Source organism: Streptomyces sp. PL-25, from assembly GCF_058344915.1.
Window position 1 is genome coordinate 3,507,110 of the sequence record NZ_CP136997.1, and the last position, 14,406, is coordinate 3,521,515.

Annotated in this window: 10 protein-coding genes; 5 read left to right on the forward strand and 5 right to left on the reverse strand. The window is 74.4% G+C overall.

The genetic code is table 11. The features are described from left to right. Positions 1–213: 213 nt before the first annotated feature. The gene (locus tag R4Z62_RS15630; RefSeq protein ID WP_491520090.1) at positions 214–5,286 is read right to left on the reverse strand and encodes an AAA family ATPase; all 5,073 of its coding nucleotides are present in this window, start codon (positions 5,284–5,286) and stop codon (positions 214–216) included. A gap of 18 nt (positions 5,287–5,304) precedes the next feature. On the opposite strand from R4Z62_RS15630, the gene R4Z62_RS15635 reads away from it, so the two are divergent. Both R4Z62_RS15635 and R4Z62_RS15640 read left to right on the forward strand, forming a co-directional pair. Next, positions 5,305–6,825: a lipase/acyltransferase domain-containing protein gene (locus R4Z62_RS15635; RefSeq protein WP_491520091.1), complete on the forward strand. Its 1,521-nt coding sequence runs from the start codon at positions 5,305–5,307 to the stop codon at positions 6,823–6,825. A 204-nt stretch (positions 6,826–7,029) separates the two neighbouring features. Then, on the forward strand, positions 7,030–8,400 hold the full coding sequence (locus R4Z62_RS15640; protein ID WP_064534269.1) for an alkaline phosphatase: 1,371 nt from the start codon (positions 7,030–7,032) through the stop codon (positions 8,398–8,400). 136 nt (positions 8,401–8,536) lie between these two features. Here the strand turns inward: R4Z62_RS15640 and R4Z62_RS15645 are convergent, their stop codons facing one another. After that, positions 8,537–9,802, reverse strand: a complete 1,266-nt coding sequence (locus R4Z62_RS15645; RefSeq protein WP_491520092.1) for an MFS transporter — start codon at positions 9,800–9,802, stop codon at positions 8,537–8,539. Positions 9,803–9,867: 65 nt separating this feature from the next. Between R4Z62_RS15645 and R4Z62_RS15650 the strand changes: the two genes are divergently transcribed. Further along, complete coding sequence (locus tag R4Z62_RS15650) at positions 9,868–10,299, forward strand: MerR family transcriptional regulator (RefSeq protein ID WP_491520093.1); 432 nt, start codon at positions 9,868–9,870, stop codon at positions 10,297–10,299. A gap of 24 nt (positions 10,300–10,323) precedes the next feature. Here R4Z62_RS15650 and R4Z62_RS15655 read toward each other — a convergent pair whose 3' ends face one another. After that, positions 10,324–10,536 (reverse strand): hypothetical protein, encoded by a 213-nt coding sequence (locus R4Z62_RS15655; RefSeq protein ID WP_491520094.1) that lies wholly within the window; start codon positions 10,534–10,536, stop codon positions 10,324–10,326. After that, complete coding sequence (locus tag R4Z62_RS15660) at positions 10,533–10,955, reverse strand: ATP-binding protein (RefSeq protein ID WP_491520095.1); 423 nt, start codon at positions 10,953–10,955, stop codon at positions 10,533–10,535. Before R4Z62_RS15660 ends, R4Z62_RS15655 begins: the two co-directional genes overlap by 4 nt. 150 nt (positions 10,956–11,105) lie before the next feature. Between R4Z62_RS15660 and R4Z62_RS15665 the strand changes: the two genes are divergently transcribed. Both R4Z62_RS15665 and R4Z62_RS15670 read left to right on the forward strand, forming a co-directional pair. After that, entirely contained in the window at positions 11,106–12,350 is a 1,245-nt protein-coding gene (locus tag R4Z62_RS15665; protein WP_491520096.1) for a helix-turn-helix domain-containing protein, read from the forward strand. A 75-nt stretch (positions 12,351–12,425) separates the two neighbouring features. Continuing rightward, on the forward strand, positions 12,426–12,965 hold the full coding sequence (locus R4Z62_RS15670; protein WP_491520097.1) for a class IV adenylate cyclase: 540 nt from the start codon (positions 12,426–12,428) through the stop codon (positions 12,963–12,965). A 170-nt stretch (positions 12,966–13,135) separates the two neighbouring features. Here R4Z62_RS15670 and R4Z62_RS15675 read toward each other — a convergent pair whose 3' ends face one another. Then, a complete protein-coding gene (locus R4Z62_RS15675) occupies positions 13,136–14,395 on the reverse strand; it encodes an NsdA family TPR-like regulatory protein (protein ID WP_491520098.1) in 1,260 nt (419 codons plus the stop codon). Between the last annotated feature and the right edge of the window lie 11 nt (positions 14,396–14,406).

The following is a 14,406-nucleotide window of genomic DNA, read 5'->3' on the forward strand; positions in this document are numbered from 1 at the left end:
TCGAGCGATCATTGTCCCGCAACCGCTGTGAAGGGGGGCGTTTTTCGGCCTGCGCGCGGGGGCGCGCGGGAGAGGCGCTGAGGCATCCGGAGGGCGCACGCCCGGCTCGGGGCGCCCGGCCGACCGGGGCGCGGGACGGGGCTGGAGGGCGGGACAGGACGGGAGGGAGCGGGACCGGACGGTCATGGGGTCCCCGGTGTCGGCTTCGCCGCCTCAGTAAGGACCCAGGTCCAGTTCGAAGACGCTGAGGCCCGCCTTTCCGGCCGCGAGCAGTACGGGGTGGCCCGGCGGGGTGCCGTCGCCGTCCGCCGGGCGGGCCCGGAGGACGCCCAGCGGGCTGCCGGTGACGACGCGCCTGACCCGGGCGCCGGTGGTGACGTCCCAGATGTGGACGGTGCCGCCGGGGCCGGTGGCCGCCAGATGGGGGCGGCCGGCCGGGGCGGGGAAGCAGGCGAGGGCCGTGACCGGGCCGTCGGCGGCGTCCAGTGCCGCGCCGGCGGGGCACAGCGTCTCCGCGTCCCACAGGCGTACGGTCCCGTCCTCGCCGCCCGAGGCCAGCAGCGGACGCTCACCGGGCCCGGCGGGCACCGCGGCCACGGCGTGGACGCCCTGCTGCCCGCAGTGGACGGGTGGCCCGGCCGGACCGGTGGCGGGATCCCAGCTCCGCAGGGTGCCGTCCGCGCCGGCCGAGACGACGCGCGGACCGTGTCCGGTGGTGAGCACGGCCAGGTCGCGGACGCTGAGGCGGTGGTCGTCCCAGCAGGCGAGCCGGGTCTGCCGCCCGAGGTCCCACAGGTGGACGGAGCCGTCCGCGCCGCCGGTGGCGAGCAGGGTCCGTCCGGTGCCGTCCGGGAAGGCGGCCATCGTCTGCACGGGCAGGCTGTGGCTCACCAGCGTGCCCCGGCGCACCGGCGCACCGGCGAGGTCGGAGCCCGCACCCGCGCCCACCGACCACAACTGCACGCTGGCGTCGCTGTGCGCGGTGACCAGCAGCGGCCCGTCGGCGGTCGCGGTCCACGCGAAGGCCGTCACCGCCGAGTCGCCGACGGGCAGCCGCACATGGCCTCCGGTGTCCGCGTTCCACAGCGTGGCCTCCTCCTCGTCGGCCACCGCGACGAGGAGCGGCCCGCCGGTCACGTCCCGGCCCGGCAGCGCGGCGGCCACGACCGAGCGGCGGACGGCCGGCGCCGGGCGGCTGCCGTGGCCCGTGAGCAGCCAGCGGCGCAGGGTGCGGTCGCCGCCGGCGGAGACGACGGACGGGACGGCGCCCGGTACCGCGGCCAGAGCGAGCGGGGTGGCCGTGTGGCCTTCGAGGGGGCCGCCGAGCGGGCGGCGCGTGCCGGTGTCCCACACCCGCAGCACATGGTCGCTCCCGGCGCAGACCACGGCGGACTCCCCGTCCACCGGTACGGCGGCCAGGGCCGTGGCCGACCGCGCGGGCGGCGGTCCCGCCGTCACCTCACCGCCGCCCTCCGCCGCGTCCCAGAAGCCGAGGTGCCCGGAGTCGTCGCAGGTCGCGAACCGGTTCGGCGCGGGCAGCCCGACCACGGCCCGCACCTCGTCCGGGTGCTCGCCCAGCGGGACGAGCCCCTTTCCCGGCCGCCACACGCCGACCCGCCCGCCCTGGGCGACGGCCAGCGCCATGCCCTCTCCCGGCCCGAGCCGGACACCGGCCAGGATCGCCGGTGCGGGGTCGAGCGCCGGGAGATCGGCGGCCGGTTCCGCCGCCGTCTCGTCCGCGTCGACGTCGGCTTCGGTATCGGCTTCGGCTTCGGCATCCGCATCGGTATCGGTATCGGCATGTGCGGAGGCCGCAGGAGTGCTGGGGCTGGTGGAACCGGCGGTGTCGTCGAGGTCCGAGGGGTCAGAGGGGTCAGAGGGATCCGAGGGGCCGGACGGGTCCGAGGTGGCGACCGTGTGGAAGGTGACCGGGTCGAGGGCCGTCAGGCGGCCGTCGCTGTGGGCGACGAGGACGCGGGACGGCCCTGCCGCCGGGGTGAGGAGCGTGAGGCCGCTGACCCAGGTGTGCGGCCGGCGCAGCGCCTCGCCCAGAAGCCGGCCGCGGGTGCTGTCCCACACCCGTACGGTCCCGTCCGTACCGCCGGAGACCAGCAGGTCGTCAGGGAGCGGCAGCAGGTGCTGGAGGGCGCCGCCCTGCGTGCGGGCGGGCGCGCCGACCGGGGCGCCGTACGTCTCCCAGCGGCGCAGCGTCCCGTGGCTGTCGCCGGTGACCAGCAGGGGTCTGCCGTCGGACGTGACGGTGTGGGCGAGGGACTCGACGACGGTGTCGGTGACGGCCAGGACGTTGTCCGTCGCCGTCCAGTCGGTCCACAGCGGGGTGAGGCACGAGCCCGTCAAGTGCCTTTCCTGAGCGGGCAGTTCGGACAGCGGGACACGGCGGTGGGCCGCCGCGTGGTGCGCGAGGTGCAGGCCGGCCTGCCGGGACTCCGGATCGGCGTCGCCGAGGAACGGCTCGATGGCGGCCCATGCCTCCAGCCACTCCTGCCGCTGTCCGGTGCCGGTCTGCCGCAGCAGGGTGCGGACCTTGCCGCTCGTCTCCCAGGGCAGCAGGGCGCGCGGTACGTGCGCGTCGTCGAGGACGTCACCGCGTGCGGCGTGCGCGGCGAGATGGCGGCTCAGGTAGGGGTGCGGCGGGACGGTCGCGTCCTCGGCGACCAGCCCGGCCAGCGCCTCGGCGATGAGCCGGTGGGCCTCGGCACGGGTGGTCCATGTTCCGGGGGTTCCGGAAGCTCCGGGGACTCCGGGGACTACCGGGGTGGGGCGGCCCGGTGCGGTACGGCCTGACCGCCTGCGGGCCGTCTGGTCCGGGAGGGCGGCCCGGCCCGGTTCCGCCGCGGCCCGCGGGCCCGTACGCTCCCGGAGGCCAGGCGGGACGGGCGGACCGGACGGACTCTTCACGTCCCGCGCGTCCCGCACGTCCGGCACGTCCCGCACGTCCGCCGCGTCCTTCACGTCCCCCGCGTCCGCCGGGGCCGGCGGGTCGCCCCGGTCCGGCAGGAGGTTCTGCCGCTGGTTCCGGAGGATCTCGGCCAGGCGTTCATGAGCCGGGCGGTACACGATCCGGTCGTCCTCGTGGTCGTGGGCCAGATACCCGGAGAGGCGGCCGCGCAGCAGGATGCCGATCATGCGGTCCGGCTCCTCGACGGGCCGCCCCAGCAGCGCACCGGCCACCGCCGGCCACACGGTGGACCAGGGGATGCCCGCGCCGAGCGCGAACGCACCGGCCCGCAGCAGCGCCAGGGCCACGTCCGGCGGCAGTCCCTCCGTCCGCGCCAGGTGGAGATCGCGGCGGAGCAGCCCGGTGGTGCCGGTGTGCAGCAGTTCCCGCCACCGCGGGCTCGCGACCAGGGCGGCCGGGTCGGGGGCGGCCCGCAGTTGCTCGCCCGCGAGCCGGGCGTCCAGGAACGAGGGCCACACCTCGGCGGCGACCGTCTCGGCGGCCTCGCGCACGGCCGCCGCCCGGCGGGCCGTTCCGGCGGTTCCCGCGGCCGGACCCGCGGCCTCGCCGTCCTCCGTGCCGGGGCTCGTCCCCGTACCGATCAGCGCCTCCACGTAGTCGGCGATGTCGGCGCGGCTGCCCCGTCCGTCCGTGCGCAGGACCGTCGCCGAGGGGAAGACCTCGCGCAGCGCGCCGAGCAGTCCGGTCTCCCGCCGTCCGGCAGCCGGTGCCGCCTCCGCCACCGCGCCCGGCACGACGGAGTCCGCCTCCCCCGCCTCCCCCGGTTCCCCCGGGCCGGTCGCCGGCCGGCTGCTGCGTACGCCGATGACCAGCCGGAGGCGGCGGCGGCCGGTGCCCGGGTCGGAGCGGCGCGGTCCGGGGAGGGCGGCGCCGGGCGGGAGCGCGCCGGGCGGGGGCACGCAGTGCGCGCCGAGCGGGGCGAGGACGCCGTGCACGATCCGGAAGGGCTCGGCGGCCTCGTCGAGTCCGTCCAGCACCACGGTCACCGGGTCCCCCGGCTCGCCGAGGTAGGCGTCGAGCAGGGCCGTCCACCGCTCCACCGGGTCGTCGGCGGGGCCGGGCGCGGGCGGGTCGACGCCCAGGCCCCGCAGCAGTTCCCCGAGGACGTCGGCGGCGGTGCGGCGGCGGGCGAGCACCGCCACGGAGACGGCCTCCTCGGCCGGTACGGTCTCCGGCGGCGCGGAGCCGACGGCGTCCTGGTAGCGCGGGTTGGCGCGGAACAGCGGGTCGCTGAGGGTCACCGCCCGGCCCAGCACCGCCGACTTGCCGCTCCCGGCGGTGCCGGTCAGCAGCAGGACGCCACCCGGCCGGCCGAGGAAGGCGGCCAGCGCGGTGTTCAGGCGCCGCCGCCCGCTGAAGTACCAGCCGGGGTCGTCCGCGTGCGGCCGCCCGCTGGCCCGCGCGAGCCATACGTCGATGTCGGCGGCGGGCGTGGCCACCGGGCGGCGGGCGGGCGCGACCACCTCGCGGGGCGGCCGGTACCCGGGGTTGGGCAGGCAGGGCGAGGGGACGGTCGAGCCGGAGCCGTCGATGACCCGGTGCAGCCGGTGCTTGCGCCGCTCGGGGTCGGAGCCCAGCTCGTTCTCGAACTCGGTCATCAACTGGGTGACGCTCAGCCGCTCGTGGGTGATCTGGGCGCTGGTGCGCAGCCGGTCGAGGACGCGGCGCAGCACCGAGGGGAAGCGCCGTACCTGCACCAGCTGGTCCTGGTCGCAGGTGGCGACGACGTCGAGTTGGGCACCCCGGCGGCGGCGCCCGGCGATCTCCCCGAACAGCGGCAGGAGTTCACCGGCGACGCCCTGGGCGAAGCAGGTGTTGACGATGACGAGGACGTTCTCGGCGTGGGAGTCGAGGGCGGCGGCGACCAGGTCGCTGGTGCGCACGGCCGTGGCGAGCTGCCGCTTCGGGTCCGTCCCGGGCAGTTGCAGGAAGTGGGTGCGGGAGGAGCCCATCCTGCCGTGGCCGGTGATGAAGAGGACCAGGGCCTTGCCGCGGTTCTCGCGCACCCCGGCCTCGTACAGGAAGCGCTCCACGTCGTGGCGTTCGCGCAGTTCGGGCTGGGGGACCTTGTGGAAGGGCTCGGCGGAGCCGGGCGAGCACCACCACTCGTCGAGGACGGCGAGCTGTTCGTCGATGCCCTCGGTGAACTCGGTGTCCCCGTCGTCGTAGTCGCGGACCGCGACCGTCACCAGGACGCGCTCGGGGCTCTGTCCGCGGTCCTCCGGGCCGCTTGCCCGCCCCTGCCCCGGCAGCGCGTCCGGCGATGTGTCACCGCTCCCCGCAAGTGCTCCCGCCCCCCGCTGCATGCTCCCTATTCTTCCCTCATGAGCCAACCGTCGCAGCAGTATCCGGCACCCGAACGGCCCTACCGCCTGCCCGCTCTGTCACCCAACACGACGCAGGACGCGGTGGTCGTCGTCCCCGGCATCATGGGCAGCGAGCTGTACGACGCGGAGCGGGACCGGGTGGTGTGGGGCCTGGCGAACACCGGGTGGCTGGTGCGCGCCTGGACCACGCCCGGGGGGCTGCGGCCGCTGCACCTGACGCCGGACGAGCGCGAGGGGCGGCTCGGCCGCATCCGCGCCCGGCGGCTGCTGACGACGCCCGCCTGGAGTCCCGTGCTGCGCGGGGTGGAGCCGTACACCGATCTGGTCGCGGCCGTGACGCGGAGCGTGGCCGCGCCCGAGGCGGTGCTGGAGTTCCCGTACGACTGGCGGCTGCCGGTGGCCGTGAACGCGCGGCTGCTCGCCGCCGCCGCGCGGGCGCACCTCGAACGCTGGCGCGCGCACCCGGCGCACACGCAGGCGCGCAGGCACCGGGTCGACGAGCGCGAGGGACGGCTGGTGTTCGTCGCCCACTCCATGGGCGGACTGCTCGTGCACGCCGCGCTGGGCGACGGGCCGGACGGCGAGGAACTGGCCCGGGACACCCGGGGGGTGTGCACGCTCGGGACGCCGTTCCAGGGGTCGGCCGCCGCCGCGCTGATCCTCAACACGGGCCGGGGCACGCCGGTGCCGCTGCCGCACGGGCGGCTGCGCGACCTCGCGGTGACCCTGCCGGGCCTGCACGACCTGCTGCCGACGTTCCCGTGCCTGGACGAGGGCCTGAACGTACGGCGGCTGACCACCGTGGACATCGCCGACCTGGGCGGGGACAAGGACCTCGCCCAGGAGTCGCTGGCGTTCCACGAGCGGCTGCGCGGCCGGACGCTGCCCGGACACCGGGCGGTGGTCGGCATCAGCCAGCGCACGGTGCAGTCGCTGGCGCTGCGCCAGGGGGTCGTGGAGCCGTACGAGCACAGCTTCCGGCAGCACAGCGACGGCGAGCTGATGCGGGACGCCGACGGCGCGCCGCGCCGCTTCGACGTGGCGGGTGACGGGACGGTGCACCGGGAGTCCGCCGTGCTGAGCCGGGCCACGGTGCCGCTGGCCCTCCAGCACGGGGCGCTGGCCAAGGGGGAGGCGGCGCTGGAGGCGGTCACCGCGTTCCTGGAGGAGGACGAGCACCTGGGTCCCCCGCAGGCCGCCGCGGGTCTGGGGCTGCGGGTGCCGGACCTGGTCGCGCCCGGCGCGCGCTGGACGGTGCGGGTGCACGGCGCGGACGGCCCGGCGGGGCTGGAGTGCACGGTCGAGGAGGTCGCGGGGACGGGCGCGCCGGGCGGCTTCCGTACGCGGGCCGCGCTGGAGGCCGACGAGTACGGCGACGAGGACATCGTGGCCGGGCGGGTGACCGTACCGGCGCCCGGCCTGTACCGGGTCGTGCTCGACTCGGGCGACGGCACCCCGCTCACGCAGCTCGTCCTGGCGGGCGCGGAGCCGGAGGACGGGCCCGGCCTCACGGACTGAGCGCGCCGGTGCGCGCGCCCGCACGAGGTGTCGGCCGCGCCCCCCTCGGGGGCGTACGGCCGTCATGCCCGCGCAACCAAGACCGGGTCACGACTTTCCCAGTGGTTCACCAAGGGCTGGTGGGCTGCACTCCGTCGGCAGCCGTACGACGCCCGTACCCGACGTACGGGCGCCCGGGTACGGACCTTCCAAGGAGTCGCTCCCATGCACAGACCCACCCGTCGTCAGCTCACGATCGCCACCGCGCTGGCCGTCACCACCGCGGCCGCCCTGACCGCCACCACGGTGGCCGGCGCCTCGGACAGCAAGCAGCACGCCCAGCACGCCATCCAGGGCGGCAAGGCGAAGAACGTCATCCTGCTGATCGGCGACGGCATGGGTGACTCCGAGATCACCCTCGCCCGGGACTACACGGTGGGTGCCGACGGGCGCCTGAACATGGACAAGTTCCCGCTGACCGGCGCGTACACGACGTACGCGGTGCACGCCGACGGCACGCCGGACTACGTCACCGACTCCGCCGCCAGCGGCACCGGCTGGGCCACCGGGCACAAGACGGTCAACGGCCGCATCTCCAAGACGCCGGGCTCGGACAAGGCCGTCCCGACCATCCTGGAGCTGGCGCAGAAGAACGGCTACGCGACCGGCAGCGTCACCACCGCCGAGCTCACCGACGCCACCCCGGCGGTGCTCGCCTCGCACGTCACCGACCGCTCCTGCCAGGGCCCGGCCGACATGGCCAAGTGCCCCAAGGACACGGTCAAGGCCGGCGGCCCCGGCTCCATCGCCGAGCAGTCCGTCAACCACAAGGTCGACGTGCTCTTCGGCGGCGGCAAGCAGCGCTTCGACCAGAAGATCACCGAGGGCCGGTACAAGGGCCTGACCGTGACCCAGCAGGCGCAGAAGCTCGGCTACCAGGTCGTCACCGACAAGGCGTCCCTGAAGGCCGCCCGGCCGGGCAAGCCGGTCCTCGGCCTGTTCGCCAAGGAGAACGTGCCGGTGGAGTGGACCGGCAAGGGCGCCGCGGTCGGCGGTACGGCCCCGCAGCGGTGCGTGACCTCCAACAGCTCGCGTCCCGCGAGCACTCCGAGCCTGGCCGACTCCGCCACCAAGGCGATCCAGCTGCTGGAGGCCAAGCAGAAGCACGGCCACGGCCGCTCCGACAAGGGCTTCTTCCTCCAGATCGAGGGCGCCTCGATCGACAAGCAGGACCACGCCGCCGACCCGTGCGGCCAGATCGGTGAGACCGCGGCCTTCGACCGCGCGGTCAAGGTGGCCCGCGACTACGCGGCCAAGCACCCCGACACCCTCGTGGTGACCACCGCCGACCACGGCCACAGCAGCCAGATCGTCCCGGTGGACGCCATGCCGCCCGGCCTGTCCTCCACCCTGGTCACCGACGAGGGCCAGCAGCTGAAGGTCAACTACTCGACCAACACCCCGGGCCAGTCGCAGGAGCACACCGGCACCGAGGTCCGTATCGCCGCGCAGGGCCCGCAGGCCTTCCGCGTCCTCGGCGTCACCAACCAGACGGACCTGTTCACCACGGTCCGCGAGGCGCTGCGCCTGCGCTGAGCGCGGGCCCCGCACCGAGGGGCGGGGAGCGGAGGCGCCGCACCTCCGCTCCCCGCCCCTCTTCTGTTCTTCCGGTTCTCCCGGCTCTCTACTGGTTCTCTTCTGGTTCTACTGGTTCTACTGGTTCTACTGCGGCTCAGCGGGAGGCGCGTGGTGCCGGGAAGCCGTGCCTGCGGGCGCCCACCACGACGAGCAGCACCGGCACCAGCAGGGCGAGGACGGTCAACGGGAAGGAGCCCGGCCCGGCCGCGTCCAGCAGTACGCCGCCCGCCGCGCCGCCGACCGCCATGAACGAGTTCCAGGTGGTGACCAGCAGGGGCTGCGCGCGGTCGCCGCCGGCCGCGGTCACCGCGGTCTGGAGCAGCGTGGACACCCCGCCCCAGCCCAGGCCCCACAGCACCACCGCCGGATACACCAGGGCCTGCCCGCCGCCCGGCACGGTCAGCAGCGCGGCGGCCACCAGGAACACGGCGGTGCTCGCGACCGTCAGGGTGCGCAGTCTGCGGTCGACCAGGACGCCGGTGACGACGATGCTCACCACCGAGGCGAGTCCGAGGACCAGCAGGACCGTGTCCCGGGAGCCGCCCGCGCCGCGCGCGTCGAGGAACGCGGCGATGTAGGTGTAGAGGATGTTGTGCGCCAGCACATAGGCGGCGACGACGAACAGCACCGGCACGACACCGGGCAGCCGCAGCGCGCCCAGCACCGGTTCGCGCTTGCCCGGCCGCCGCCCCGGATGGTCCGGCACGGACACCGCGATCCAGACCGCGAGCCCTGCCGAGACCGCGGTGACCAGCCCGAACGTGGCCCGCCAGCCGACCAGTCCGCCCAGGAAGGTGCCGACCGGGATGCCCAGGGAGAGGGCCAGCGGCACGCCCGCCATGGTGATGGCGATGGCCCGGCCCACCAGGTGCGGGGGCGCCAGGCGGCGGGCGTAGCCGACGAGTTCGGCCCACACCACGGCCGCCGCGACCCCGGCGGCGAGCCGGAACGCCATGGTCAGCAGGTACTGCGAGGACAGCGCGGTGACCGTGTTGGCCACGGCGAAGGTCACCACGGCCACCAGCACCAGGCGCTTGCGGCGCCAGCCGGCCGTGGCCGCCGACACGGGCAGGGCGGACAGGCCCGTCGCGATGGCGTAGACCGTCAGCGTCTGCCCGGCGGCGGACTCGCCGACGGAGAGGTCACGGGCCATCTCGGGCAGCACCCCGGCGGGCAGCGCCTCGGTGAGGATCGCCATGAAGGCGGCGGTGGCGAGGGCGAGCAGCGCGGACAGGGGGAGCTTCCCGCGCGGCTCCGCGTCCGGGGGCGGGCTCGGGGGTGTGTCCGGGCGGGTGGACGTGGGTGCGGGGCCGGGTGCGTCCGTGGGCCGTCCGGTGCACGGCGTCTGCGACATCGACATGCCTGTTAGGGTTCAACCCTCACATACATGTGAAGGTCAATCCGGCTCCGTATGAGGTGGGTCACATGCGCATCGGAGAGCTGTCCGCCCGCACCGGCACCCCGGCCAGGCTGCTGCGCTACTACGAGGAACAGGGCCTCCTCGTCCCCGACCGCTCCCCGAACGGCTACCGCGACTACTGCGAACGCAGCGTGGACCGCGTCCTCCAGATCCGCGGCCTGCTGGACTCCGGACTCCCCACCCGCGTCATCAAGCAGATCCTGCCCTGCCTCAAGGAACCCCGCTCCATCCAGGTCGCCGACGCCACCCCCGAGACCATCGCCACCCTGGTCCGCGAACGCGACAGCATGACCCAGCGCATCGCATGCCTGATCCGCAGCCGCGACGCGATCGCGGTGTACGTGGACTCGGTACTGGCGCAGCAGCGGGAGGACGCACGGCGAGGAGCGACCGTCCCGGCCCAGCCGCAGGAGGCGTGCGCGGCACCGGCCGCCTGACACCCGCCCGGCTCCCCGCGCCCCCTACAGCCGGTCACGCATCCTCGCGCGCGGCACCACCACGGTCAGGCGCTCGGGACGCCGCGAGGTCCACTGCCCGCCGCCGTGCTCCGGCCGGAGCACCCACAGGGCACCGCCCCGCACATCCGTCACGACTCCGCGCCGGTCCGTCTCCTCGTCGCGGACCAGATCTCCCACCCACGCGCGCCTCCCATGGCCCACGTCCCGCTCGCTCATACCCCGCCCCTCCCCTTCAGTTCCGCCCAGACCCGCTTCCCCCACGGCAGCGGCTCGGTCCCCCAGTCCGCCGCCAGCCCTTCCACGAGCGCCAGACCACGCCCGCTCTCGTCCTCGGTCCCCGCCGTCCCGCGCACCGGCCGCTCGTGCGAGAAGTCCACGACGCCGAGGCGTACGCGGTCCTCCCCGAGCCGCTCGACCGTCACCCGGATCGACCCCCGCCGGGCATGCCGCACGGCGTTGGCCACCAGCTCGGAGACGACCGCGGCACTGTCCTCGGTCAGGTCGTCCAGCCCCCAGACGGAAAGAGAGACACGGACCAGGCGCCGCGCGAAGGCGGCGCTCTCGGGCTCGCGCGGCAGAGTCTCGCTGTAGCCGGGGTGCCCTGCGGGGCGGGTCCGGGTTGTGGGTTGCGGCATGTCGGTCCGCTCTCTCAGGTCGGCCAAGTCCCGGGGCCGGTCGCACGGCCGCCGGGACACTTCGTGTTCAGGTAACCGGCGAACGTGATCGCGCGAAGGAGCCACGCGGGGGGCCAGGGAGGGGCCACACTGGATACGAAGGGAGACGCCGTGATCAGCACTGACCGACGCAAGCAGTTCGGCGCGTACCTCGCCGGTCTGCGGCACCACGCCGGACGTTCGCAGAGGCAACTCGCCGCCTTGCTGTGTGCCGCCTTCGGCACGGAGTCGATCACGCGCAACGAGGTCTCCCGGTGGGAGCGCGGAGGCCGCGTTCCGGAGGTGTGGCTGCCCGGCCTCGCGCACGTACTCGGGGTACCGCCGCATGAGTTGGAGCAGGCGGCCGCATACGCGCGGGGCGCGCGGACGACGCTCCCAGGCGTGACGGCGACTCTTGCGGATCTGGTGCCCGACGGGGACGTACTGAAGGCCCTGAAAGCCCCGGGCGGACGTCGGATCGGTAGCACCGCGGTGGACGAGCTGGCGGCCCGTGTGCACGGTCTACGGCTCGCCGACGACGTGTTGTCGGGCGGTGACCTCATCGCGCCCGCCTTCCGCGAATTACGCTCGGTGGTAAGGCTGTTCAAGGAGTCCGACCACTCCGAGAACACCCGTCGGCAGCTTCTTGTCCAGATCGGTGAGCTGGGGCAGATCGCCGGGTGGATCGCCTCGGACGGCGGCCGCGGGAAGGACGCGGAACGCGCCTACCGGCTCGGCATCTCCGCCGCACGGCAGGCCGGTGACAGCACGCTGGTGGCCAACCTGGCGGGGAGCCTCGGCTACCACTTGTCGAACACCGGCCGGGAGCGCGAGGGCCTGGAGTTGGCCAGGGCGGCCGTGGCGGAGGCCGGGCCGGACGCGCCTGCGCCCGCGCGCGCGCTGTTCCTGGACCGCGTGGCCTGGGCCTGCACACGCGTCGGGGAGGTGCAACCGGCTCTCCGGGCACTCGGGGAGGCTCACGAGGCCCTGGCCGGCTCCACCGGGCCCGCCGCCCCGGCCTGGGCCTACTGGGTCAGCCGCGAAGAGCTGGAGATCATGGACGCCCGGGTGTTCACCGAGCTGCGCCGCCCGCTGCGCGCCGTGCCGCTGCTGCGTGACGTACTGGGGCGCTACGACGCCACGCACCTTCGCGAAATGGCTTTGTACCGGTCATGGCTCGCGGTGGCACTGGCGGACGCCAACGAGCCCGAGCAAGCCGCAGAAGAGGGCCGCCGGGTCGTCGACATGGCGGGGGCAATGTCTTCGGATCGCGCGGTGGAGCGCGCCCGTGTCGTCCTCCGCCGCCTGCGGGAGCACGAAGACGTGCCTGAGGTGCGCGAAATCCTGGCCGACCACGGACACCTCCTGCTCGCATGAGGCCCGCCCCGAGTGGCGTCCGGCGTCGAGCACAAGGCACTGCACCCCCGTCGAAGCGGAAGTGGGAGACCACCTGTGGCAGCCATCGAGTACGAGACGAAGGCACTCGGCATCGACCCGTCCGACATCGCACACCGCATCCTCGCCGCAGGAGGGGTCGAGACCACCGGGCGGCGGTTGATGCGGCGGTACGTGTACGACACCGTTCCCGCCGTCGCCGGACGGTGGGTCAGGCTCCGTGACACCGGGGACGGAGCCACGCTGTGCGTCAAGCAGACCGCCACCGACGAGGTAGACGGGACCCGCGAGACCGAGGTCACCGTCGGCGACTTCGAGGAGGCCGCCGAACTTCTGCGGCTCGCCGGGCTGACGCCGCGCGGCTACCAGGAGAACCGGCGCACCTCGTACGCACTCGGAGCAGTACGGCTGGAGATCGACGAGTGGCCGCTCATCCCGCCGTACCTGGAGATCGAGGGCGACAGCGAGCGGGCGGTGTGGGAAGCCGCCGAAGCCCTGGGACTGGAGCGCGCCGACCTCACGTCCGTCAACACCACCAAGGTCTACCACCGGTACGGCATCGACCTCGAGGCCATCGCGGACCTGCGCTTCGAGTAGTCCGATGACCGCACCTCCCGGCCGGGGCACCGGCCCCGGCCGGTCCGAGAGGAGGCACCGTGCACCACCTGTCCGACCTGCCGCCCGAGGTCTCGAACAAGCAGCACGGCACAGCCGTCATCGCCGATCAGTGCCACAGCCGCAGCGAGACCACGAGGTGAGTCGCGACGTCAGGTCGTGAGAGTGTTGCGCAGTTCGGCTACGGAGCGCTCGCGGTGGTGCTGGGCGGGGATCGAGCGGTACAGGTCCAGCGCGCGGCGGTGGACGAGGCCGGTGCGGTAGGCGTCCGGGAGACCGGACAGGACGGCCACCGTGCGCTGGCACGCCTCTTCGGTGTCGCCGTCCTGGTGCACGCAGGTCGCGGCATCGATGGTGAGTAGAGATCGGGTCATGGTGCTGGTCGGCGCCGACAGCTCCAGGGCCCGCTGCTGACTGGCGCGTGCCCGGCGGGTATCACCGAGGGCGGTGAGCGCGTGGCTGAGGTGGACGTGGTGTTTCTGCTCGCCGTGGGTGAGCCACGTGTCACGGCGTGCGCCGCCTTCGAGACGGTCCATGTACCGGTCTGCGTCCGCCAGAGCGGCGCGTGCCGCCTCGGGCTGATGCGACAGGGCGTAGGCACGAGCGGCGACCGCGGCCGCGAGAGTTGCCGCGGCGGTCGGCCGGGGACCTGCGATCTTCCTGGCCTCTTCGGCGAGGCGTGCGGCGGCGGCAGGGGCGCCCCAGTTGATCGGCACCATCGCCTCGCGGGCGAGCACCCACGCGTGCAACTGGGCGTCACCCGACTCGCGCGCAGCGACGGCGGCCGTTGCGAACCAGGCGCGCGCCTCCCGCCGGGCACCGAGGTCGTGCAGCACGATCGCGGCCATGCCTGCCATCTGTCCGGCTGCCCGGGACACCCGTATGCGCGTGCCGACCGACCGAGGACTGTCCAGGTAGGGCCGCAGATCATGGAAGTCTGCCGCGAGTTCGGCCAGGAACTCGGTGGGTGCTTGGCCGTGGTAGCCGCTGCCGTACTTTTCGGCCGCCGCCTCCAGGTCGGCCAGATCGGCGGGTGCGGTGTCAGGGGTGAGGGCAAGATCGAGGGATCGGCGGGTGTCGGTGAGAGCGGCGAGCGCCGGTCCGGTCAGGCCGACGGCGACGGTGCCCAGCACCTGACGGCGGTTCATGGGATCGTCTCCCTGGTCGTGCTCCGCAAGATGAGTCGAGGAGGCCTTCTCCCAGGGTCGCGCAGCAAGCCCCAGTAGGTCACCAGGGATACGGAGTCCATCTGCGATGCGCTCGATCGTGTTGATGGCGGTGACCGTGGCACCGCCCTTTGCGATGCGTGACACCCGGTCGGGTCTCAGGCCGCAGGCCGCGCCGATCCGGTAGTAGCTGACGCCGTGCCGGCGGGTCAGGCGGAAGACGGCCCCGATGTCGCGGTCGCGCACGGCGCAACCGA